Here is a 22,052-nt window from a genome sequence, read left to right as displayed (position 1 = left end):
AGCACATAAGATAAGCCGAAAACGAGAACGAGATTTCCCCGATCTGGAGGCCGGACAGCACCGTGGCGGAGTTCGAGAGCATCTGGAGCGATCTCCAGGGCGTCGCGTTTGAGCAGGGCTACCTCGACGCCGGAGGAATACGGACCCGGTATCTGCGCGCCGGTGATCCGGGCAAGCCGGTATTGGTGCTGCTGCACGGGTCGGGTGGCCACGCCGAGGCCTATGTCCGCAATCTGGGTGCGCACGCCGAGCATTTCTGGACCTGGTCCATCGACATGCTGGGCCATGGATATACCGACAAGCCGGGTCATCCGCTGGAAGTCGCGCACTACGTCGAGCACCTGATGGCGGTGCTGCGCACCATCGGTGTGGACCGCGCATACGTCAGCGGTGAATCGCTCGGCGGCTGGGTGGCCGCCCGCACCGCGGTCGACCATCCCGATGTGGTCGAGCGGCTGGTGCTCAATACCGCCGGCGGTTCGCAAGCCGATCCCGTGGTGATGCAACGGATCATCACGCTGTCCATGGCCGCCGCCGAAAACCCGACCTGGGAGACCGTGCAGGCGCGCATCAAGTGGCTGATGGCCGACAAGTCGAAGGATTACGACGACCTGGTGGCCAGCCGGCAACGGGTGTATCGCCAACCGGGATTCGTCTCCGCCATGAGCGACATCATGGCGCTGCAGGATCCGGAGATTCGCGCGCGCAACATCCTCGGCCCGGACGAATACGGGTCGATCGTCGCCCCGACGCTGGTGCTGTGGACCAGTGACGACCCCACCGCCGACGTGACGGAGGGCCGCCGCATGGCGTCGATGATTCCGGGCGCGCGCTTCGAGGTGATGCCCGGTTGCGGCCATTGGCCGCAGTACGAGGACCCCAAGACGTTCAATCAGCTGCATCTCGACTTCCTGCTGGGCCGGTAATGGTCGAACCGGGGCGGGAGGTACCTGACGTCGAGACCGACGTGCTCGTGGTGGGCGCGGGGCCGGTCGGCCTGACCCTCGCCAACATCCTTGGCCTGCAGGGCATCCGCACGGTGGTGGTCGACGAGCGGGACACGCTCATCGACTACCCCCGCGGGGTCGGTCTGGATGACGAGGCGCTGCGGACCTTCCAGTCGATCGGGCTCGCCGAGCGGGTGCTGCCGCATACCGTGCCCAACCAGATCCTTCGGTTCGTCGATGCCAAGCGCCGCGTGCTCGCCGAAATGGCGCCTCCAGACGCACGTTTCGGCTGGCCGAAGCGAAATGGCTTCGTGCAACCGCTCGTCGACGCTGAATTGCTGGCCGGCCTGGACCGATTCGATCACGTCGAGGTGCGGTGGCGGCGCCCGATGACGGCGTGCCGGGAAGACGCCGACGGGGTGACCGTCGAACTCGGTGGCACGGACAACGACGGCGACACCTCACGCGTGCGGGCGCGCTATGTGGTCGGGTGCGACGGCGGCCGCAGCATGACCCGGCGGGTGATGGGCGTGTCGTTCGACGGAACGACGTCGTCGACCCGATGGCTGGTGGTCGACATCGCCAACGACCCGCTCGGGCACCCGAACAGTGAGGTCGGCGCCGATCCCGAACGCCCATATGCCTCGATCTCGATCGCCCACGGAATTCGCCGCTTCGAGTTCATGATTCACGCCGACGAGACCGACGAGCAGGCCGAAGATCCCGCGTTCCTGACCCAGATGCTGGCGCGGATGGTGCCGCATCCCGACCGGGTCGACGTGATCCGGCGCCGGGTGTACACCCACCACTCGCGGATCGCCGGCGCATTCCGCCAGGGCCGCCTGCTGCTGGCCGGGGATGCCGCCCACCTGATGCCGGTGTGGCAGGGCCAGGGGTACAACAGTGGGATCCGCGATGCGGCGAACCTGGGCTGGAAGCTCGCCGCGGTGGTGAGTGGCCGGGCCGACGACAAGCTGCTGGACACCTATGACGTGGAACGCCGCAAGCACGCCCGCGCGATGATCGATCTGTCCACCATGGTGGGCCGGGTGATCTCGCCGACCAATCGCCGGGTGGCGACCGCGCGAGACCTGCTGGTGCGCTCGGCCTCAATTGTTCCGTCGCTCAAGCGATATGTGCTGGAGATGCGGTTCAAGCCGATGCCGCGCTACGAATACGGCGCCGTCGTCCACGCCGCGCCGGCCCGCACCGATTCGCCGGTGGGGACGCTGTTCATCCAGCCCCGCGTCGACACCCGGGACCAGCAGAACGTGCTGCTAGACGACGTGCTCGGTTCGTGGTTCGCCGTGCTGTGCTGGAACAACAACCCGCGAAAGATTCTGGGCGATGTGGCGTTCGCGAACTGGAAAGCCTTGGGCGCGAGGTTCGTTGCGCTGCGCCCGGCGACCCAACTGCACTGGACCGGACACGACGACCCGGATGTCGTCGTGGTCGGTGACCGGCACGGTGGCCTCAAGTCCTGGTTCGACACCCACTCCGACTCGGTGCTGTTCCTGCGCCCCGACCGGTGCATCGCGGGTGCCTGCATCGCCCAGCGCGCCCCCGACCTGAGCGCCGCGCTCCTCGACGCGCTCGCACTCACACCGCGAGGGGGTGATTTGCAAAGTGGCACTGGCTCTGTGCTGTATGTCGCACAGCCCGCTCCTGAATCTTCCGGGGCCGTCGCGGGACCTGCTTGACGACATCGAAGGCGCCATCGCCGCCGCGCGCGGCTTCGTCGAAGAGTACGACCCCGAACTGGTGGTCACTTTCTCGCCGGATCACTACAACGGCTTCTTCTATAAGGTGATGCCGCCGTTCTGCATCGGCACCAGCGCCTGCGGAGTGGGCGACTACGGCACCCATGCCGGCCCGCTGAATGTGCCGGAAACGCTTGCGACCGAGTGCGCGCAGGCGGTCCTCGACGCGGGCGTCGACATCGCCGTGTCGGCCAGCATGGACGTGGACCACGGCACGGTTCAGCCGTTGGAAAAACTCTTCGGTGACGCCACGGCCCGTCCCGTGATACCGATCTTCGTCAACGCCATCGGCGTGCCGCTGGGCCCGATGCATCGCTGCCGCGCGCTGGGTAGGGCCGTCGGCGACTACTTGGCCACGCTGGACAAACGAGTGCTGATCCTGGGATCCGGGGGGCTTTCGCACAGCCCGCCGGTGCCGACCCTGGCGACCGCGCCCGCGCCGGTGCTGGAGCGGATCGTGCACGGCCGGCCGATGACGGCCGAGCAGCGGCAGGCCCGGCAGGCCGCCGTCATCGACGCGGCCAAAAGCTTCGCCGCCGGCGAGAGCCAGCTGCAGGCGCTCAACCCGACGTGGGACCACCGGTTCCTGGAGATCATCGACGGAGGATGGCTGAGCGAATTGGACGGGTGGTCGAATTCCTTTGTCGCCCATGAGGGCGGCAGCTCCGCGCAGGAGATCCGCACCTGGGTGGCGGCGTTCGGGGCGCTGGAAGCCGCGGGGCCCTACGAGACCACCGAACGGTATTACAAACCCGCGCCCGAACTGATCGCCGGTTTCGCCATCAGAACGGCAGTTCCGAAATGACGGCGGCATCGGAGGTGTTCGACCACGTTGTCGACGTGCTCATCGTCGGTTCCGGCGGAGGCGGCATGACGGCCGCGCTGACGGCGCAGGCCGCCGGGCTCGACGCGTTGGTCATCGAAAAGTCGTCCCACTTCGGTGGATCCACTGCATTGTCCGGTGGCGGCATCTGGGTACCCGGAGCTCCGGCGCAGCGGCGGGAGGGCTATGTGCCCTCGCCCGAAGCCGTCGTCGGCTACCTCAAGCAGATCACCGACGGGTTGGTCAGCGAGGCCCGGCTGCGCCAGTATGTGGAGAGCGCGCCGCAGATGCTGCAGTTCTTGGAGCAGCTGTCCGGATGGTTCGAATTCGTCTGGAAGCCCGGCTATGCCGACTATTACCCCGAGCTGCCCGGGGGCTCCGAGCTCGGCAGCACGATCAACGTGCCCGCGATCGACCTGCGAAAGTTGGGTCCCGACGAGCAGAAGCTGCTCGCGCCGCTTGCGCTGGCGCCAAGGGGAATCTGGTTGGGCCCCAAGGACCTGCGCACGTTCTATCGGATCAGGCAGTCCTGGGCGGGCAAGGCCGTGCTGCTCAAGTTGATCGCGCGAATGGTCAGGGCGAGGGTGTTCGGCGAGCGGATGGCGGCGATCGGCCAGTCGCTGGCGGCCCGGCTCCGGCTGGCGTTGCGGGAACGCGGCATCCCGCTTTGGCTGAACTCGCCGATGGTGCAGCTGCTCACCGACGCCGACGGATCGGTCACCGGCGCGGTGGTGGAGCGCGCGGGAAATCCGCAGCGGATCGGTGCGCGGATGGGCGTCATCCTGGCGTCCGGTGGGTTCGACCACGACCTCGCCTGGCGCAAGGAGCTGCTGCCCGAGGTGGACCAGGACTGGAGCTTCGGCAATCCCGCGGCCATGGGCGACGGCATCCGCGCCGGCCAAAACATCGGCGCCGCAACGGATCTGCTCGATGAGGCCTGGTGGTTCCCGGCGATCCAGTGGCCGGACGGCCGTATGCAATTCATGCTCAACGAACGGATGATGCCGGCGCAGTTCATCGTCAACGGGGCGGGCAAGCGCTTCATCAACGAGGCGGCCCCCTACATGGACTTCGGTCACGCCATGATCGACGGCCAGCGATCGGGCGTCACGCACATCCCGTGCTGGCTCATCACCGACCACAGATCGTTCAACCGCTACGTCGTCGGGGGACACCTGCCGATACCCAAGATTCCGGGAGCCCCGGTGCCCACCGGCCGCAAAATCCCACCGGCCTGGCTGGAGTCGGGCGTCGTCAAAGCGGCGACGACCTGGGACGAAATGGCAGCCAAGATCGGCGTGCCCGCCGACCAGCTCGCCGAAACCGCCCACCGCTTCAACGAACTCGCCCGCAAGGGTCGCGACGACGATTTCAACCGCGGCGACAGCGTGTACGACAACTACTACGGCGACCACACCCTGCCCAACCCGAACCTGTATCCGCTCGGTGATCCGCCGTACTACGCCTTCCGGATCGTCCTCGGGGACCTCGGGACCTCGGGCGGCCTACTGACCGACGAACACGCGCGCGTGCTGCGGGTCGACGGCAGCGTGATTGCCGGCCTGTACGCGGTGGGAAACACGTCCGCGCCGGTGATGGGTCGCAGCTACGCCGGTGCCGGCGCGACCATCGGCCCAGCCATGACCTTCGGCTACGTCGCGGCGAAACACGTTGCGGCCCAGGCGGCCGACCAAGTCCTTAATACTCATAGGAGGTAACGATGAAAATCTCACTGTTCTACGAATTCGCTCTCCCGCGGCCCTGGGCGCCCGACGACGAACACGTCATGCTGCAGGACTGTCTCGACGAGGTCGAGGCCGCCGACAAGGCCGGCTTCTCCACGGTGTGGTTGACCGAGCACCACTTCCTCGAGGAGTACTGCCATTCGACGGCGCCGGAGATCTTTTTGGCCGCGGCCAGCCAGCGCACCAAGAACATCCGCCTGGGATTCGGCATCATGCATCTGCCGCCGGTGGTCAATCACCCCGCCCGGGTGGCGGAGCGCATCGCCACCCTCGACCTGCTCTCCAACGGCCGCGTCGAATTCGGTACCGGCGAGTCGTCGTCGGTCGGCGAACTCGGCGGGTTCAACATCGACCCGGCCGACAAGCGGGCACAGTGGGAGGAGGCCCTCGAGGTCTCGATCCGTTGCATGATCGAGGAGCCGTTCACCGGGTTCAACGGCGAGCACGTCCAGATGCCCGCGCGCAACGTCGTCCCCAAGCCGCTGCAAAAGCCGCACCCGCCGGTCTGGGTCGCGTGCACGCGGCCGGCCAGCGTGCAGATGGCCGCGCAAAAGGCCATCGGCGCACTGAGTTTCGCCTACACCGGCCCCGGACCGCTGACCGAGCGGGTCAACGGCTACTACAAGGAGTTCGAGGAGAACGGCGTGCCGGTCACTCCCCGGATCAACCCGAACATCCTGGCCATCGGCGGCGACCTGTCCATGATGGTGGCCAAGACCGACGAGCAGGCGCTGCAGCGGCTCGGGCAGGGCGGCGGCTTCTTCTCGTTCGGGATCATGCACTACTACATGACTGGGGTGCACACGCCCGGGCGCACCGGGGTCTGGAAACGCTATCTCGAAGAGGTGGAGAAGGATCCGACGCTGGCGTACGGACCCGGCCGGGGTGCCATCGGCTCTCCGGCCACCGTGCGGGAGTTCCTGCGCGGCTACGAGGAGAGCGGCGTCGACGAGATCATCCTGCTGCTTAACCCGCGCAGCCACGAGGGCACCATGGAATCCATCGAGCTGATGGGCAAAGAGGTGCTCCCCGAGTTCATCGAGCGGGACGCGAAGGCCGTGGCGGAAAAGGCGAAGCGGCTGGAGCCCGTCATCGAAAAGGTGGAGGCGCGCCGGCCGAAATCGACCGCGCCGCAATTCGACGAGGATTACTCGTTTGGTGGACTCCCGACCGGTCGCGGCGGTAAGTTCACCGCCAGCGAGATCCCCGAAGCGATGGCGGAGATCAACGAAGGCCGCGTGCAGGCGGCGCAGCGCGCAAAGGAACAGCAGAAGTAGTCCCGGACGGCATCTGAGTCGGAAGAATTTCGAGGCGAGCCTTGGGAGAGATCGACGAGCTGTGGCGCTACGACGGCCGTCGTGCGGTGGTGACCGGATGTGCCTCCGGCATCGGCGAACACGTGGTGCGCCAGCTGACCGGGCTGGGTGCCGAAGTCATCGGGTTGGACAAACGGCGGCCTGACTTCGCGATGGACGAGTTCCATGAGGTCGACCTGGCCGACCAAGCCTCGATCGAGTCGGCGGTCAGCGCGGTGACGGGTCAAGTCGATGCGCTGTTCAACGTCGCGGGCGTGTCGTCCGGCATCGGCGATCCGCCACTCGTCGTGACCATCAACTTCCTGGGGATGCGCCACGCTACCGAGGCGATGATCCCGAAGATGGCCGCGGGGTCGTCCATCGCGAGCGTGTCATCACTCGTGGCGGCCGCGTACCGGGAGCACCTCGGGGAGGTGGCGCCGCTGCTTTCCACCGCGACGATGCAGGAGGGGATCGACTGGTGCGCAGCACATCCCGATGCGCTGGGCAATGGCTATCAGTTGTCCAAGGAAGCGGTCATCCTCTACACCATGCGCAGTGCAACGCCGCTTGGGGCTCGGGGGATCCGGATCAACTGCACCGGGCCGGGTGTCACCGAGACGCCGATCCTGGACCAGCTGCGCACGGCATACGGGCAGGGCTTCCTCGACGACATTCCCAAGCCGCTGGGCCGCGTCTCCGGCCCCGCCGAGCAGGCCTCGGCGCTGCTCTTCTTGAATAGCAATGCCGCCAGCTATATTTCGGGCCAGGTGTTGTGGGTCGACGGCGGAAACGTGGGCGCCGCGATAGCTCGTGAACTCGAGGAGGGAGCGCCGTGGCCGACTTGACTGACTTTCGGCGGGTCGCGCGTGACGTCTGTAACTGGGGACGATGGGGGGACGACGACGAGCTGGGCACACTGAACTTCATCACCGAGCGGAAGATTGCGCAGGCGGCGAGCCTGGTCCGGCAAGGCAAGGTTTTTCCGCTCGGCGTCGACTTTGGCTCGTCGGGCCCGCAGGGCGCCTTCGGTTTTCGGCACAATCCCATGCTTCTGATGACCGTCGATGGCGGGGATGCGAGCTCGCTTCCACAATATGGTCCCGGGTGGACGCAGAACTCGACGGCGGTGCAGTTGGGTAACTACTTCGTCGACAACCTGTTTCGTTTCAACGAGGACATGATCATCATGCCGCTCCAGGCGGCCACCCAGTGGGATGCGCTGTCGCACGTCTACTACGAAGGCAAGCTCTACAACGGCTTCCCGTCAGGATCCGTGACGAGCATGGGGGCCTACCACTGCAGCATCGACAAGGTTGACGTCAAGGGCATCACATCCCGCGGTGTGCTGCTGGACCTCGTCCGCCACCGCAACGCGGAAGTTTTTCTCGAACAGGGCAATCCGATCACTCCCGAAGAACTCGACGACGTCGTTCGCGCGCAGGGCGTGACGATCGAGAGCGGCGACATCGTGCTGATCCGGACCGGCTGGTGGACCCGATTCCTGCAGACCGGGAACAAGACGGAGCCGTTCTCCGGTCTGCACTGGCGCTGCGCCTCGTGGCTGCACGATCATGAGGTCGCGGCGGTCGCCTCCGACAACCTCCAGGTCGAGGACCTGGTATCCGACGTCGAGGGCGCGTTTCTGCCGTTGCATCTGCTGTGCCTGCGCGACATGGGACTGATGCTCGGCGAATACTGGGACCTGACCGCGCTGGCGGCGGACTGCGCCGCCGACGGTGTCTACGAGTTTCAGCTCATCGCGCCGCCCCTGAGATTCGTAGGGGCCGTGGGCTCTCCGGTGAATCCGATTGCGATCAAGTGATGGACGTTCATCGCAAAACGCTGTCGGTCGACGGCCTGGCCACCAGCTATCTGGAAGCCGGCGACGGCGACCCGGTGGTATTGCTGCACGGGGGTGAGTTCGGCGCCGGCGCCGAACTCGGCTGGGAGCGCAACATCGCCGCGCTCGCCGGCCGGTATCGAGTCCTGGCACCGGACCAGCTGGGGTTCGGGGAATCGGCCAAGGTCATCGACTTCGTCGACGGCCGCGGCATGCGGATCCGGCATGTGGCCCGGTTCTGCGAACTGCTCGGCGTCGACTCGGCGCACTTCGTCGGCAATTCGATGGGCGCCATCAACCTGCTCACCGACGCCACGTCGGACACACCGCTGCTCCCGGTGCGCAGCCTCGCGATCATCTGCGGCGGCGGCGAGATCCAGCAGAACGAGCACTTCGAGGCGCTGCAGAACTACGACGCGACGCTGCCCGCGATGCGCCGCATCGTCGAAGCGCTGTTCTTCGACTCCGGCTATCCCGCCGACTACGACTACGTGCGCCGCCGCTACGAGTCGAGCACGGCGCCGGGGGCATGGGAAGCCATCGCCGCGGCCAGGTTCCGCCGCCCCGGCGCCACGCCGTCCGCAACCCCGTCTACCGCTCGGGCCTACGAACGCATCGGCGTGCCAACGCTTGTCGTCGAAGGGGCCGGGGACAAGCTCCTTCCGGCCGGGTGGGCCGCCGAGATCGCCAAGCAGATCGACGGTGCCCGCTCGGTTGTGGTCGACGACGCCGGACATTGCCCGCAGATCGAGCAGTCCTCGGTGGTCAACGAGTTGCTGGTGGATTTTCTGGGCGCACGCTGACGGTCAGAAGACGTAATCCAGGCGGGTCATCATCCCGGCCACCTGGTGATAGGTGTTGTGGCAGTGCATCACCCAGGTGCCGGGATTGTCGGCAACCAGCACGGCGCCCAACTTCTGCTTGGGCAGCACCATCACGGTGTCCTTGCGGGCGCCGGGGCTGCCGTCGGCCCTGATCACCTGGAACGTATGGCCGTGCAGGTGAATCGGGTGATACATCATCGTGGCGTTGTCGAACGAAATGGTCAGACGTTGCCCTTCCTGGACATGCAGCGGATTCGTCTTGCCGTAGGGCTGCCCGTTGATCGTCCAGTTGTACTGCATCATGTTCCCGCCCAGGACCACGGGGAGGTTGAGGCCGGGGTCGGGCCGCCCCAGGTTGACCGGCGTTGTGGCCGTGAACATCTCGACGGTGCCCACCCGCTTGGTCAGTTCGCCCGGCTGGAACTGCGGGTCGGGGGCGCTGCCCGAAGCGGTGGAGAGCAACGCGCGGGCCAGGGCGTTCTTGCCTTCGGCGACCGCGACCAATGGGAACACACCGTCCGCGGCGGTCACGGTGACGTCGTAGCGTTCGGCCATCCCGATGAGCAGCGCGTCCACCTGCGCAGGGACCACGGGGTAGCCGTCGGTGTGAGTCACCGTCATCGCATGGCCGGCCAGTGCCACCCGGAAGGTGGTGTCGGACGCGGTGTTGATGAAGCGGATACGGACGCGTTGACCGGGCTTGGCGTTAAACGTCATGGGGGAACTGGGAATTCGCCCGTTGATCAGATAGTACGGGTAGGCGATATCACCTGCGTCACCACCGAGCAGGTCACTGGTGCCGACGCCCGCCGCGGCGGGCGCCGGTGCCGGGCTAGTCGAGGTGGTCGGGCTGGTCGACGTCGTCTCGGTCGTCGTTTCGGACGTCGTGGTGGGCGATGTCTCGGTCGTTGTCGAAGTGGTCGAGGTCGTCGTTCCGGGCGCGTTCTGCTTGTTCGGGTTGCTCAGTTCGCCATAGAGCTGCTGCGGGCTCTTCCCGACGCCATCGGTCCAATCGTCAAGGACCACGATCCATTCGGCGTCGTAATTGGCCTCGGTCGGGTCGTCGACGATGACCGGCAGATACAGGCCGGTGTCCTCGTCCAGGCCGGTGTGCGGGTGCGCCCAGTAGGTACCCGAATTCGGCACGGAGAACCGGTAGGTGAAGTCGTGTCCGGCCGCGATGTTGGGTGTCGCCGGCTCGGCGCCGTCCATGTCGTTACGCAGGGCGATGCCGTGCCAATGCACCGACGTCGGATGATCGAGCCGGTTCGACACGGTCACCTCGACCTCGTCACCGATGCGGGCGCGGATCACCGGGCCCGGGATGCTGTTGCCGTAGGCCAGTGTGCGCACGACCGGCCCGCCCAGGTCGACCTCGACCACCTGGGGGGTGAGCTGGGCGGTGACGGTACGGCCGCTATGTGGCCGGGCGGCCTCGGTTTCGGCGATGGCGGCGGCCAACCGGGCGTTGCCCGTCGGCTCCGGTTTGGATTGGCTGCACGCCGTCAGCGCGAACCCGCCCGCGATGCCCGCGGCCATGAAACCGCGCCGGGTGAGCCGACGTTTGTCGAAGGGGACGCCACTTGTGGGTTGCACGGGTAATCGGTGCTCCTCGTCTTCGGTTCGCCCCAACGTTCTCGTGCTTGGATGCTAGGCGCAGCGCAACCGCGAGCGCTAGACCTTTCGATCATCGCGCGAAGGCATACCCGCAGGCGCGATGACGATACGCAATCACTTCAATGTGATTCCGCGTAAACGGATCTGGGGGCGGCGAGTGTTACTCGATGCCGCTATTCGCGGCCCTTCTTTCCCTACTGGCCGCCGCTCGCTGCCTGCGCAGCCATCCAGTCGCTGAAGCTGGTGGGGTAGACGGTCACGTCTTCGTCGTCGGTGGGAACGATGCTGCGGTCGTCGAGAACCGCGCCGTAATAACGGGCATCGTTATCCGTCACCACCGTGCGGGCATCGCCAGTGGCCGCAAACCGCGTGCGGATGAAATCGTCCATCCCATGCTTTTCGGGACCGGCGATATTGATCACCGCGTTGACCGGATCGGCCGTCGCCGCACGGGTGACCGCCAGGGCAACGTCCGCGGCGGCAATCGGCTGGAATGCCCCGTGCGGGGCGCGAACGGTGTCGCCGTCGGTCAACGAATCAGCAATGCCGTCAACGAATTCGAAGAACTGCGTTGCCCGCACGATCGAATAGGGCTGCCCCGATTCCACGATCACTTTTTCCTGCGCCACCTTGGCCCGCATATAGCCGCTCTCGGCAGCCCGGTCGGCGCCCACGATCGACAGCGCGACGTGATGCTGCACGCCCGCGGTACGCTCGGCATCCAGCAGATTGCGGGTAGACGTGGTGAAGAAGTTCAGAACATCGTCGTCGGCCCAGGACGGTGAGTTGGACACGTCCACGACCGTGTGGACTCCCGCGACGGCATCGGCGACACCTTCACCGGTCACGGCGTTGACCCCCGTGCGCGGCGACGCCGGCACCGCATCGTGTCCCAGCTCGGTGAGTCTGGCGACGACCTGAGACCCGATCAGCCCGCTGCCACCGATTACCAACACCTTCATGATCATGCCTTTCACGTTTCCCGACGAACTGGCCACACCAGCATGGCCCAGGCTCCGTCGAGCCGGAACTCTGGGCGGCGCATGTGCCGGACACCAATGTCCGGACTCGTTAAATCAGTTGCTTGACTTAACGCGCCACCCGCCGATTAACTCGTCGTGTGGTTAACGAATTGGACGGCAAGGTCGCCGTCGTCACCGGCGCGGCGTCCGGCATCGGCCGCGGCCTCGCGGAGCGGTTTGTGGCCGAGGGTGCGCGAGTCGTCATCGCCGACGTCGAGACCGAGCGGGGCGAGGCGCTGGCACGCTCGCTCGGTGTCAACGCCGTCTTCCGGCAGACCGACGTCTCCGATCCCGAACAGGTGGGCGCGCTGGTGTCCGGTGCGGCCGAGACGTTCGGCGGCCTGCACGTCATGGTGAACAACGCCGGGATCTCCAGCCCGCTGCGCAAGCTGCTCGACGACGACCTCGCCGATTTTCACCGGGTTATGGGGGTCAACGTGCTGGGCGTGATGGCGGGCACCCGGGATGCCGCGCGGCACATGGCCGACCACGGCGGCGGGTCGATCATCAACATCACCTCGATCGGCGGCATCCAGGCCGGCGGGGGCGTGATGATCTACCGCGCGTCCAAAGCGGCGGTTATCCAATTCACCAAGTCCGCGGCAATTGAGCTCGCGTATCACGAGATTCGGGTCAACGCCATCGCGCCGGGCAGCATCCCCACCCCGATCTTGGGGAAGTCCGCGGCCGGCATGGACCCAGAACAGCTGAAGGAATTCGAGGCACGTATCCGCCAGGGCATGCGGGACGACCGTCCGCTGAAGCGCGACGGCACCCCTGATGACGTCGCCGAGGCGGCGCTGTATTTCGCCACCGACCGCTCGCGCTACGTCACCGGGACGGTGCTTCCGGTCGACGGTGGGACCGTGGCGGGCAAGCCGATCCGACCCAGGAAACGGGGCTGACGTCGCCTAAAGCCCGAGCGTGACGGTGCGGTCACGTTCGGGTTCCAGCGTGACGATGCGGTCACGTTCGGCGACGAGCCCGCGGCGATACGTCAATTAAATCAATCGCTTGACTTAAACTGATGAACGAGGTTGACTGATCCAATGACCACCGTCGGCCGGACCGTTCGCACCGAGCGGGCAAGTTCCACCCAAGAGGCGATCCTGGTGGCGGCCGAGCGCCTGTACGCCGAGCACGGCATGTTCGCGGTATCCAACCGGCAGGTCAGCGAGGCCGCCGGCCAGGGCAACAACGCGGCCGTCGGCTATCACTTCGGCACCAAGGCCGACCTGGTGCGGGCGATCGAGCAGAAGCACCGCGGCCCCGTCGAGCAGCTTCGCGAACGGATGGTGACCGAACTGATCGACACGGGCGGTTCGACCGAAATGCGTAACTGGGTGGCGTGTTTGGTGCGCCCGCTCACCGATCACCTGGACGAACTCGGAAACCCGACCTGGTACGCGCGTTTCGCGGCCCAGGCGATGACCGACCCGGCCTACTACAACATCATCGTCAAGGGCGCGCTCAGCTCCCCGTCGCTGGTCCAGGTCGTCGAGGGCATCAACCGCTGCCTGCCCGAACTGCCGGCCGAGGTGCACTTCGAACGCAACATCATGGCGCGAAACCTGTTGATGCACACCTGCGCCGACCGTGAACGCGCGCTAGCCGCGGGGGCGCTGACGTCTCATCGGTCCTGGCGGGCCGCGGCATCCGGGCTCATCGACGCGATCGTGGGCCTGTGGCTGGCGCCCGTGACGGCGTACGAGTAAGGACTCGCAGATGAAAGTGACTGTCGACCAAGACGTTTGCGCTTCCTCCGGGAACTGCGTGATGAATGCGCCCGAAGTGTTCGACCAGCGCGACGACGACGGCGTCGTCGTCCTACTCAATCCCAATCCGACGCCCGAACAGGCCGAAGGGGCTCGGCGGGCGGCGGCGGCCTGCCCCGCGCTTGCCATCCACATCGAGGAATGACATGTCAGACACATTGACGAGCACCGCGACAGCGCAGACCTCCGATATCCCGGACTACCCGATGGCCAGGGAGCCGCGCTGCCCGTTCGCGCCGCCACCGGACGTGATGGCGCTGGCCGCGGCCAGGCCGATGTCCCGAGTGCGGATCTGGGACGGCAGCACGCCGTGGCTCATTACCGGCTACGAGCAAGTGCGCGAGCTGTTTTCGGATTCGCGGGTCAGCGTCGACGACCGCCAACCCGGATTCCCGCACTGGAACGAAGGCATGCTGTCCACGGTGCACAAGCGCCCACGGTCGGTCTTCACCGCCGACGGTGAGGAGCACACCCGGTTCCGGCGCATGCTGTCGAAGCCCTTCACGTTCAAGCGAGTCGAGAACCTGCGCCCGACCATCCAGCGGATCACCGACGAGCACATCGATGCGATCCTCGCCGGGCCGCAGCCCGCCGACATCGTCACCGCGCTGGCGCTGCCGGTGCCCTCGCTGGTGATCAGCCAGCTGCTGGGCGTTCCGTACGAAGACGCCGACATGTTTCAGCACCACGCCAACGTCGGACTCGCGCGTTACGCCACCGGTGAGGACACCGTCAAAGGCGCGATGAGCCTGAACAAGTACCTCGCCCAACTGGTCGAAGCCAAGATGGAGAATCCGGCCGAGGACGCGGTGTCCGACCTCGCCGAGCGGGTGAAGGCCGGCGAGCTCAGCGTGAAGGAGGCCGCGCAGCTGGGCACCGGCCTGCTGATCGCCGGGCACGAGACCACCTCCAACATGATCGGGCTCGGCGTGCTCGCCCTGCTGGAAAACCCCGACCAGCTGGCGGTGATCCGCGACGCCGAAGATCCGAAGGTGATCGCCAGCGCGGTAGAAGAACTCCTGCGCTACCTCAGCATCATTCAGAACGGCCAGCGCCGCATCGCGCTCGAAGACATCCACATCGCCGGCGAGACGATTCGTGCCGGCGAGGGCATCATCATCGATCTGGCCCCGGCCAACTGGGATGCGGACGCGTTCGCCGAACCGGACCGTCTATACCTGCATCGGTCCGGCGCCGACCGCAACGTCGCCTTCGGCTACGGCCGGCACCAGTGCGTGGGGCAGCAGCTGGCCCGCGCTGAGCTGCAGATCGTCTTCCACACGCTGGCCCGGCGCATTCCCACACTGCAACTTGCCATTCCGATCGAGGAGGTTCCGTTCAAGGATGACCGACTCGCCTACGGCGTCTACGAACTGCCGGTGACCTGGTAGCCCAGCCCGCTACTCATCAAAACTGCGGATCCGAATGGAGGGTCAACGATGACGACTCAAACAAGCACGCTCTACCCGCCCGGAGGTTATGGCGCTCCGAAGGATCGCCGTGGCCACGCCGCGGGCAGCGACGTCGGTCTGCCCCAGGGGACGGTGGTCTTCTCGGCGGACAACCACATCTCGCTGGCGGATGACATCTTCTACCAACGCTTTCCGGATGACCTGAAGGACAAGGCGCCGCGGATCTGGTACGAGGACGGGGCCTACCAGGTCGGTCGCAAGGGGCAATCGTTCCTGCCGGGCGACTTCAGCGCGGTGCTGATGCAGTATGACGACCTGCCCGGCGCCGCGAGCACCAACATCGAGGCCCGGATTCAGGAGTTGCATGACGACGGCGTCGAGAAGGAACTGGCGTTCCCCAACGCGGTCTTGGCGCTGTTCCACTACCCGGACAAGAAGCTTCGCGAGCTCACCTTCCGCATCTACAACGAATACATCGCCGAACTGCAGGAGCGCTCGAACGGCCGCTTCTACGGGGCGGGCCTGATCAACTGGTGGGACCCACAGGGCACCAGGAAGACTTTGGAAGAGCTGAAGTCGTTGGGCCTCAAGACGTTTCTGCTGCCCCTGAACCCGGGCAAGGATGACGACGGCAACATCATCGACTACGGCAGCACCTCGATGAAACCGGTCTGGGACGAGATCGAGGCCGCGGGCCTTCCCGTGACCCACCACATCGGTGAGACCCCGCCGAAAACCCCTTGCCAGTTCAACAGCGTCGTGGTGGGCATGATGATCAACATCGACGGCTTCCGCGAGCAGTTCGCCAAGTACCTCTTCACCGGAATCCTCGATGATCATCCCGGGCTGAGAATCGGCTGGTTCGAAGGTGGGATCGCCTGGGTACCTTGGGCTTTGCAGGATGCTGACCACCTGATGGGGTCGTACCAGCACATGTTCAACCGGACCCTCGAGCACGAGCCGCGCTACTACTGGGACACCCACATGAGCGCGTCGTTCATGGTCGACCCCCTCGGCCTGCAGCTGATCGACCAGATCGGGGTGGACAAGGTGATGTGGTCCAGCGACTACCCGCACAACGAAAGCACCTATGGCTATTCCGAGAAATCGCTGAAATCCGTTGTGGATGCGGTAGGCCCGGACAACGCGGTGAAGATCGTCAGCGACAACGTCACTAAGTTCCTGGGCTTGTAGTGACCACGTTCGCGCAACTGGAGACCAACACCGGCAACGGACTGGTGATCCCGGAAACGGCCGACCTGGCTCGTCTGCGCCGCGAGACGGGGGCCCGGCTGCGTTCGGCGATGGCCGAGCGCGGGGTCGACGCGATGATCCTGCTGGGCAACAACGCGGTGGGCTATGCCACCGGTGCAAGCTGGCCGCTCGGTGACGCCGGATTGTCCTACGTCGAACGGCCGGTGGCCGTGGTGCTCGCCGACGACGAATGGCCACACCTGTTCCTGCCCTTCCGCGAGGGGGCCTCGCAGGAGTCCGACTTGCCCGTCGACCACCTGCACGGGCCGGTCTACCTCGAATTCGACGAGGGGGTAGAGCAATTCGCGCGCCAGCTGGCCGACCTCGTTCCGGCCAGGGCGGTACTCGCCGTCGACGAGCTCACCGGCGCCATGTCGCGTGCGGCGAAGCTCCTGTTCCCGGGCGGCGCACCCGTTGACGCCGCGGCCATCGTCAGCGCCGCGAAGTCGGTGAAAACGCCGGACGAATTGTCATGCATGCGTACGGCCATCCGGATCACGGACGAAGCGATGGTGGAGGTCCAGAAGAGCCTGGCCCCCGGCATCCGCCAGATCGATTTGTCGGCAAGGTTTCTGCGCCGCGCTTTCGAGCTGGGCGCCACGGCCAGCATGCTGGAGCCGATCTGGCAGGTGATGCCGCCGAGCAAGGCGGAGGGAGTCTGGACCACGCACGGCGATTTGGCGCTGCCGCTGCTGACCACCGAACGCGAGCTGGCCGAAGGTGATGTGCTGTGGACCGACGTCAGCATCACCTATCAGGGCTACTGCTCCGACTTCGGCCGCACCTGGATCGTCGGCCGGGATCCGTCGCCGCGCCAGCAGGCCCAGTTCGACAAGTGGTTCGAGATCATGAGCGCGGTGCTCGGTGTTGCGAAGGCCGGTGCCACGGCAGCGGACCTGGGCCGGGCCGCGATCAAAGCCAACGGCGGCACCAAACCGTGGCTGCCGCACTTTTACCTGGGCCACGGCATCGGCGTCAACGCCGCCGAAATGCCCATGATCGGAACCGATCTCGGCCAGGACTTCGACGAGAATTTTGTCCTGCGATCCGGAATGGTGCTGGTGCTGGAACCCGTGGTGTGGGAGGACGGCACCGGCGGCTACCGCAGCGAAGAGGTCCTGGTGATCACCGAGGAAGGCTGGATTCGTTTGACCGACTACCCCTATGACCCCTATGGCAACTGAGGTTCTGCCCGACGAGCGCACGCTCCGGTCGGGCCGCAGGCAACGGGCGCTGGAGCAGATGGCGGCGCACGATCTCGACGTCCTGGTCCTCGGCCGGCAGGCCAACGTCCGTTACGTGACGGGGGCGCCCCAGCTGTGGGTCGCCGGCACCCGGCCGTTCGGCCCGACCTGCGTGCTGGTGCGCGAGACTGGCGCCGTACACCTTCTCAGCACCTGGGACGAGGGCGTTCCCGAGGACATCCCGCACGAGAACCTCTACGGCATCTCGTGGAACCCGATGAACACGATGTCCGCCCTGCAGCGCATCGACGGTGCGGCAACCGCGCGCCGCGTCGGAACCGACGCCCTCTCACCGGTTTTCGCCCAGCTCCTGCCCACTGCGTTTCCGAACGCCCAGCTGGTCGACGGCGAGCTCGCGATGCGGGCCGCGCGCCGCATCAAGACGGACGAGGAGATCGCCGCGCTACGCGAGTCCGTCGCTGTCGCCGAGTCGGCGCTGGCGGCCGCGGTCTCCGAGTTGCGCCCGGGCGTCACCGAACAGGCGCTGGCCGGCGTCTTGTTGGAGGCCTCCGCGGCCGGCGGGGTGAGCACACCGTCGAATCAGGATGTCGCGTGGGTGACGTCGCGCAAGCATCCATGGCGGCGTGCCCACGGCGATGGTCGTATCCAAGAAGGGGACCTGGTCGCGTTCTCCGCCGGAGTGCTGGCGGGAGGCTACGTCGGCGAGGTCGGCCGGACCTGGCCCGCCGATAACCGGCACACGCCTGGCGGCGCCGAAGCCCTGCACGGCCGCTGGGAACGCCTGTGGGACAACCTGATCGACGCATGTCGGCCCGGCGCCGGCGCGAGCGAGCTGCTCGCCGCCTATCGGGCCGCGGGCGAGCCCGAGCCGCCGATGCCGGTGGCCCGCGGCCTGGGCATGGGGTTCGACCCACCCGTCGTTTCCAAGCACCTGCCCGCCACCGCTGCCGACGAACGTCTGGAGCAAGGGATGGTGCTGGCGGTCACGGGCTACGTGTGGGAAGAGGGCATCGGCGCGGTATTCGGGCGAGAAGCGGTACTGATCACCGCGGACGGTCCCGAAGTGCTCACCGCGAGCCCGTTCTGGCAGCCCTAGCCATGCCCGAGCCCTCGGAGCCGCCGGCCGAAGAGATCATCCGGTACCACAAAGACGCCGCGACGCGGATCGCCACGATCACGTTCGACCGGCCGGACTATCTCAACGCACCGACGGTCGCGGCGCGCCTGCGCTACGCGGACCTGTTGCACCGGGCCGGCATCGACGACGACGTCAAGGTTCTGGTGATCCGGGGAGCGGGCGACGACCTCGGTTCGGGGGCGGACCTGACCGAGGTGATGAGGATGCGTGACGCGCCGGACCAGAGCCCGCGGCTTGCCGAATACCGGATCGGCGCCGACGAGGTCCGGTATCCGCCGCAGGGTTCGTTCCGCAACGGCGCCACCCTGGGCCAGTGGTACGCCAACCCGAACTCGGGCATCCGCGGCCTGCAGGACTTCAAGAAGATCTCCATCCTGGAGGCCAAGGGCTACTGCTACGGCTGGCACTTCTACCAGGCCGCCGATGCCGATCTGGTCATCTCCAGCGACGACGCGTTGTTCGGGCATCCGTCGTTCCGGTATTACGGTTGGGGTCCCCGGATGTGGTGGTGGGCGCAGACCATGGGCATTCGCAAGTTTCAGGAAATGGTGTTCACCGGAAGGGCTTTCACCGCCACCGAGATGTATGACTGCAACTTCCTCAACAGCGTGGTGCCGCGCGACGAACTCGAGGCAGAGGTGGAGAGGTACGCGTTGGCCTGCGCCAGCAACCGCCCCACCGACACGGTGTTCATGCAGAAGGTCTTCTTCGAGATCATGAAGCAGTTTCAGGGCGAATACCTGGGAAGCATGCTCAGCGGCGTCTTCGAGTCGATGGGCGGCAGCGTGCGCCCGGATGGCGGTGACGAGTTGATGCTCGACGACGCGATGAGGCGAGGTCTGGGCGACGCGGTCAAGGACAACGACGACAAGTTCCCCGCCGAATGGCGGCTGAGCAAGAAGGCGCGCAAGAAAGCGCGGGCCGACAAGGGCGCCAAAGCGAAGAGAATGAAATAGTGACGCCACACCGCGTCGCACCGCCGCTGGCCGGCTATACGGTGATCGACCTGTCCACCGGTATAGCGGGCGCCTACTGCACCAAGCTGCTCGCTGACGGCGGCGCCGACGTCGTGAAAATCGAGTCGCCAGAAGGCGATCCGCTGCGCGCATGGTCTGCCTCGGGTGCCACCATCCCGGACGGCAGCGACGGCGCCCTCTTCAGCTTCCTGGCCGGGGCGAAACACAGCGTCGTCGCCGATCCCACCGGCGACGACGATGCCGAGCTGGTGAGCCGGCTGCTGGCGGCCGCGGACGCGGTGGTGTGGTCGGCCGGCTCGAACGTGGCCGAGCATCCGGACTTCACGGCGCAGGCCATCCACCGCCGCCACCCGCATCTCACCGTCACCTCGATCACACCGTTCGGGCTGCAGGGCCCCTGGCGAGACCGCGCCGCGACCGAGTTCACCCTGCAGGCCTGGTCGGGAGGCATCGTCGGGCTTGGCCGCGGCGAGCAGGAGCGCCCACCCGTCTTCGTCGGCGGTCAGGTCGGCGAGTACCTGGCCGGTGTCTACGCCAGCGCGGCCACCCTGGCGTCGCGGTGGCGCCGAATCGACGGCGGGGCAGGCGAACTGCTGGACCTGTCGATGCTCGAGACACAGATCCTGTCGCTCACCTATCACCCGGTGTCCTACTTCGACGTGCTCGGACGGCCGTGGCGCGACATGCGACGGCCGACCATTCCGGGCGTGGCCCAGGCCAAGGACGGCCTGGTGGATCTCGGCTGCGGGACGGCGCAGCAGTGGTTCGACCTGTGCGCGATGGTGGGCCACCCGGAGTGGATCGACGAGGAGTCGCCGCTGTCGATCACCGAGCAGGCCAACATCCACGCCGACGAGCTCTTCTCCTGGCTCGCCGCGACCCCGGTTGACGAAATCCGGGAACTGGCCTCGGCATTCCGCATACCCAACGCGCCGGTGGCCAACGGCGCCAACGTCACGTCCTTCGATCAGTTCGTGGAGCGCGATTCATTCGTGCGCAATCCGCGCGACGGCTTCCGGCAGCCGAGCCACCCGTACCGCATGCGGCCCGCGCAACTACGCGCGCCGCAGCCGGCGCCGCGGCTGGGCGAGCACACCGAGCGCTACCGCGCCGCACCCCTTCCGGCGCGACCGGCGCCCACCGGGGCGGCGAAAGCGCTGCCCCTGTCCGGCATTCGCGTGCTGGACATGACGACGTTCTGGGCGGGCCCGTGCTGCACCCATTCGCTGGCGCTGCTCGGGGCCGAGGTCATCCATGTCGAGTCGACTCGCCGGCCCGATGGCACCCGGATGATCGCCGGGATACCGGTCACCGAGGACCAGTGGTGGGAGAAGTCGCCGATCTTCGAGGCTCTGAACACCAACAAGAAGGGCCTGACGCTGGACCTGCAGAGCCCGCGCGGCCGAGAATTGTTGCGGCGCCTCATCACAACCTGCGACGTGGTGGTCGAGAACTTCACCCCGCGGGTTCTGGACCAAATCGGGCTGGATTTCGCCGCGGTGCAATCGATTCGGCCGGACACCGTGCTGGCCCGGATGCCGGGTTTCGGCCTCGAGGGCCCGTGGCGGGACAACCCCGCATTCGCCTACGTGATCGAATCCGCAGCCGGAGTGAGTTGGCTTACCGGCTACCCCGATCGAACGCCGTATGACCCGTATTCCATCGGTGACCCTAACGCGGGCGTGCACGCACTCAACGCGATACTGCTCGCGCTCGAGCACCGGCGCCGCACCGGCGAGGGCGTGTTCGTCGAGGCGGCGATGGTCGACGCCGCCCTCAGCATCGCCGCCGAGCAGGTCATCGAGTACACGGCATACGGGGCCCTGCTGGAGCGTGCCGGCAACAGGGGGCCGACGGCCGCACCGCAGAACCTCTACCGCAGCGCCGATATCGACGAATTCGGCCGGCTCGACAGCTGGGTCGCGATCGCGGTGGCCACCGACGATCAGTGGGACAGTCTGTGCCGGGCACTCGGAGCACCCTCTTGGGCAACCGATCCCACGCTCTCGACCGACTCCGGGCGGCGTGCACACCACGACGCCATCGATGAGCGTCTCGCGGCCTGGTGCGGGCGGCGCAGCCGCGACGAAATCGTCTCAACCCTGTGGGACGCCGGTGTGCCGGTCGCCAAAGTGATGCAACCGCACCGGCAACCCGAACTGGGACAGTTGGCGTTCCGGGATTTCTTCGAGGAGGTCGACCATCCGGTCAACGGCCCGGCTAGGCTCAGCACCGTGCCGATGAGGTTCTCAACCGGGCCCCACAAGTTCCACACCGAGCATGCACCGCTGCTGGGGCAGCACAACCATGAACTCCTGTCCGGCCTGGGCCTGTCCGATTCGGAGATTGCCGCCCTGGAAGCCGACGGCGTGATCGGCAGCGCGCCGGCCATGCGCGCCAGGAGCTGATCGACAC

Annotated in this window: 19 protein-coding genes; 17 read left to right on the top strand and 2 right to left on the bottom strand. The window is 66.6% G+C overall.

Features of this window, described 5'->3' with window-relative positions; translation table 11 throughout:
• The first annotated feature begins 62 nt into the window (after positions 1 to 62).
• From B9D87_RS15250 to B9D87_RS15215, 8 genes are read left to right on the top strand one after another with little or no spacing between them, the layout of a single operon-like run.
• Entirely contained in the window at positions 63 to 926 is an 864-nt protein-coding gene (locus B9D87_RS15250; protein WP_007777497.1) for an alpha/beta fold hydrolase, read from the top strand.
• Entirely contained in the window at positions 926 to 2,647 is a 1,722-nt protein-coding gene (locus B9D87_RS15245; RefSeq protein WP_007777494.1) for a bifunctional 3-(3-hydroxy-phenyl)propionate/3-hydroxycinnamic acid hydroxylase, read from the top strand. The genes B9D87_RS15250 and B9D87_RS15245 overlap by 1 nt, the downstream gene beginning before the upstream one ends.
• Positions 2,595 to 3,512: a 3-carboxyethylcatechol 2,3-dioxygenase gene (locus B9D87_RS15240; RefSeq protein ID WP_007777492.1), complete on the top strand. Its 918-nt coding sequence runs from the start codon at positions 2,595 to 2,597 to the stop codon at positions 3,510 to 3,512. The genes B9D87_RS15245 and B9D87_RS15240 overlap by 53 nt, the downstream gene beginning before the upstream one ends.
• Complete coding sequence (locus tag B9D87_RS15235; RefSeq protein WP_040632024.1) at positions 3,509 to 5,248, top strand: FAD-binding protein; 1,740 nt, start codon at positions 3,509 to 3,511, stop codon at positions 5,246 to 5,248. The genes B9D87_RS15240 and B9D87_RS15235 overlap by 4 nt, the downstream gene beginning before the upstream one ends.
• Positions 5,249 to 5,250: 2 nt before the next feature.
• The gene (locus B9D87_RS15230) at positions 5,251 to 6,552 is read left to right on the top strand and encodes an LLM class flavin-dependent oxidoreductase (protein ID WP_007777487.1); all 1,302 of its coding nucleotides are present in this window, start codon (positions 5,251 to 5,253) and stop codon (positions 6,550 to 6,552) included.
• 41 nt (positions 6,553 to 6,593) lie between these two features.
• A complete protein-coding gene (locus B9D87_RS15225) occupies positions 6,594 to 7,418 on the top strand; it encodes a coniferyl-alcohol dehydrogenase (RefSeq protein ID WP_007777485.1) in 825 nt (274 codons plus the stop codon).
• Positions 7,406 to 8,395: a cyclase family protein gene (locus B9D87_RS15220; RefSeq protein WP_007777483.1), complete on the top strand. Its 990-nt coding sequence runs from the start codon at positions 7,406 to 7,408 to the stop codon at positions 8,393 to 8,395. Before B9D87_RS15225 ends, B9D87_RS15220 begins: the two co-directional genes overlap by 13 nt.
• Positions 8,395 to 9,216 carry an alpha/beta fold hydrolase gene (locus tag B9D87_RS15215; protein ID WP_007777481.1) on the top strand — a complete coding sequence of 274 codons (822 nt, stop codon included), beginning with the start codon at positions 8,395 to 8,397 and terminating at the stop codon, positions 9,214 to 9,216. The genes B9D87_RS15220 and B9D87_RS15215 overlap by 1 nt, the downstream gene beginning before the upstream one ends.
• 3 nt (positions 9,217 to 9,219) lie before the next feature.
• On the opposite strand, the gene B9D87_RS15210 is transcribed toward B9D87_RS15215, so the two are convergent.
• Complete coding sequence (locus B9D87_RS15210; RefSeq protein ID WP_085977895.1) at positions 9,220 to 10,776, bottom strand: multicopper oxidase family protein; 1,557 nt, start codon at positions 10,774 to 10,776, stop codon at positions 9,220 to 9,222.
• 272 nt (positions 10,777 to 11,048) lie between these two features.
• On the bottom strand, positions 11,049 to 11,816 hold the full coding sequence (locus tag B9D87_RS15205; RefSeq protein ID WP_040632100.1) for an SDR family oxidoreductase: 768 nt from the start codon (positions 11,814 to 11,816) through the stop codon (positions 11,049 to 11,051).
• Positions 11,817 to 11,974: 158 nt separating this feature from the next.
• On the opposite strand from B9D87_RS15205, the gene B9D87_RS15200 reads away from it, so the two are divergent.
• The 9 genes from B9D87_RS15200 to B9D87_RS15160 all read left to right on the top strand — a co-directional run bounded on the left by B9D87_RS15200 (position 11,975) and on the right by B9D87_RS15160 (position 22,045).
• Positions 11,975 to 12,781, top strand: coding sequence for an SDR family NAD(P)-dependent oxidoreductase (locus tag B9D87_RS15200; RefSeq protein ID WP_007777473.1), 807 nt, complete (start codon positions 11,975 to 11,977; stop codon positions 12,779 to 12,781).
• A 144-nt stretch (positions 12,782 to 12,925) separates the two neighbouring features.
• A complete protein-coding gene (locus tag B9D87_RS15195; RefSeq protein ID WP_007777470.1) occupies positions 12,926 to 13,591 on the top strand; it encodes a TetR/AcrR family transcriptional regulator in 666 nt (221 codons plus the stop codon).
• 10 nt (positions 13,592 to 13,601) lie between these two features.
• Positions 13,602 to 13,796, top strand: a complete 195-nt coding sequence (locus B9D87_RS15190) for a ferredoxin (protein ID WP_007777468.1) — start codon at positions 13,602 to 13,604, stop codon at positions 13,794 to 13,796.
• Position 13,797: 1 nt separating this feature from the next.
• On the top strand, positions 13,798 to 15,042 hold the full coding sequence (locus B9D87_RS15185) for a cytochrome P450 (protein ID WP_040632020.1): 1,245 nt from the start codon (positions 13,798 to 13,800) through the stop codon (positions 15,040 to 15,042).
• Positions 15,043 to 15,195: 153 nt separating this feature from the next.
• Positions 15,196 to 16,257 (top strand): amidohydrolase family protein, encoded by a 1,062-nt coding sequence (locus B9D87_RS15180; RefSeq protein WP_174320984.1) that lies wholly within the window; start codon positions 15,196 to 15,198, stop codon positions 16,255 to 16,257.
• Positions 16,257 to 17,501, top strand: coding sequence for a M24 family metallopeptidase (locus B9D87_RS15175; protein WP_007777463.1), 1,245 nt, complete (start codon positions 16,257 to 16,259; stop codon positions 17,499 to 17,501). Before B9D87_RS15180 ends, B9D87_RS15175 begins: the two co-directional genes overlap by 1 nt.
• A complete protein-coding gene (locus B9D87_RS15170; RefSeq protein ID WP_007777461.1) occupies positions 17,491 to 18,618 on the top strand; it encodes a M24 family metallopeptidase in 1,128 nt (375 codons plus the stop codon). The genes B9D87_RS15175 and B9D87_RS15170 overlap by 11 nt, the downstream gene beginning before the upstream one ends.
• A 2-nt stretch (positions 18,619 to 18,620) precedes the next feature.
• Positions 18,621 to 19,616, top strand: coding sequence for an enoyl-CoA hydratase/isomerase family protein (locus B9D87_RS15165; RefSeq protein WP_007777458.1), 996 nt, complete (start codon positions 18,621 to 18,623; stop codon positions 19,614 to 19,616).
• A complete protein-coding gene (locus B9D87_RS15160) occupies positions 19,616 to 22,045 on the top strand; it encodes a CaiB/BaiF CoA transferase family protein (RefSeq protein ID WP_007777456.1) in 2,430 nt (809 codons plus the stop codon). Before B9D87_RS15165 ends, B9D87_RS15160 begins: the two co-directional genes overlap by 1 nt.
• The last annotated feature ends 7 nt before the right edge of the window (positions 22,046 to 22,052 follow it).

This window comes from Mycobacterium colombiense CECT 3035 (genome assembly GCF_002105755.1).
GTDB classification, from domain to species: domain Bacteria; phylum Actinomycetota; class Actinomycetes; order Mycobacteriales; family Mycobacteriaceae; genus Mycobacterium; species Mycobacterium colombiense.
Note: the sequence above shows the minus strand (reverse complement) of the source record. Positions and strands in the feature narration are given on the sequence as shown.

Bases quoted from the DNA above. Each gene is read 5' to 3' on its own strand.
- B9D87_RS15240 (WP_007777492.1), top strand. From the start codon at position 2,595: ATGTCGCACAGCCCGCTCCTGAATCTTCCGGGGCCGTCGCGGGACCTG.
- B9D87_RS15185 (WP_040632020.1), top strand. From the start codon at position 13,798: ATGTCAGACACATTGACGAGCACCGCGACAGCGCAGACCTCCGATATC.
- B9D87_RS15210 (WP_085977895.1), bottom strand. From the start codon at position 10,776: ATGGCCGCGGGCATCGCGGGCGGGTTCGCGCTGACGGCGTGCAGCCAA.
- B9D87_RS15235 (WP_040632024.1), top strand. From the start codon at position 3,509: ATGACGGCGGCATCGGAGGTGTTCGACCACGTTGTCGACGTGCTCATC.
- B9D87_RS15230 (WP_007777487.1), top strand. From the start codon at position 5,251: ATGAAAATCTCACTGTTCTACGAATTCGCTCTCCCGCGGCCCTGGGCG.
- B9D87_RS15165 (WP_007777458.1), top strand. From the start codon at position 18,621: ATGCCCGAGCCCTCGGAGCCGCCGGCCGAAGAGATCATCCGGTACCAC.
- B9D87_RS15190 (WP_007777468.1), top strand. From the start codon at position 13,602: ATGAAAGTGACTGTCGACCAAGACGTTTGCGCTTCCTCCGGGAACTGC.
- B9D87_RS15205 (WP_040632100.1), bottom strand. From the start codon at position 11,816: ATGAAGGTGTTGGTAATCGGTGGCAGCGGGCTGATCGGGTCTCAGGTC.
- B9D87_RS15170 (WP_007777461.1), top strand. From the start codon at position 17,491: ATGGCAACTGAGGTTCTGCCCGACGAGCGCACGCTCCGGTCGGGCCGC.
- B9D87_RS15195 (WP_007777470.1), top strand. From the start codon at position 12,926: ATGACCACCGTCGGCCGGACCGTTCGCACCGAGCGGGCAAGTTCCACC.
- B9D87_RS15245 (WP_007777494.1), top strand. From the start codon at position 926: ATGGTCGAACCGGGGCGGGAGGTACCTGACGTCGAGACCGACGTGCTC.
- B9D87_RS15215 (WP_007777481.1), top strand. From the start codon at position 8,395: ATGGACGTTCATCGCAAAACGCTGTCGGTCGACGGCCTGGCCACCAGC.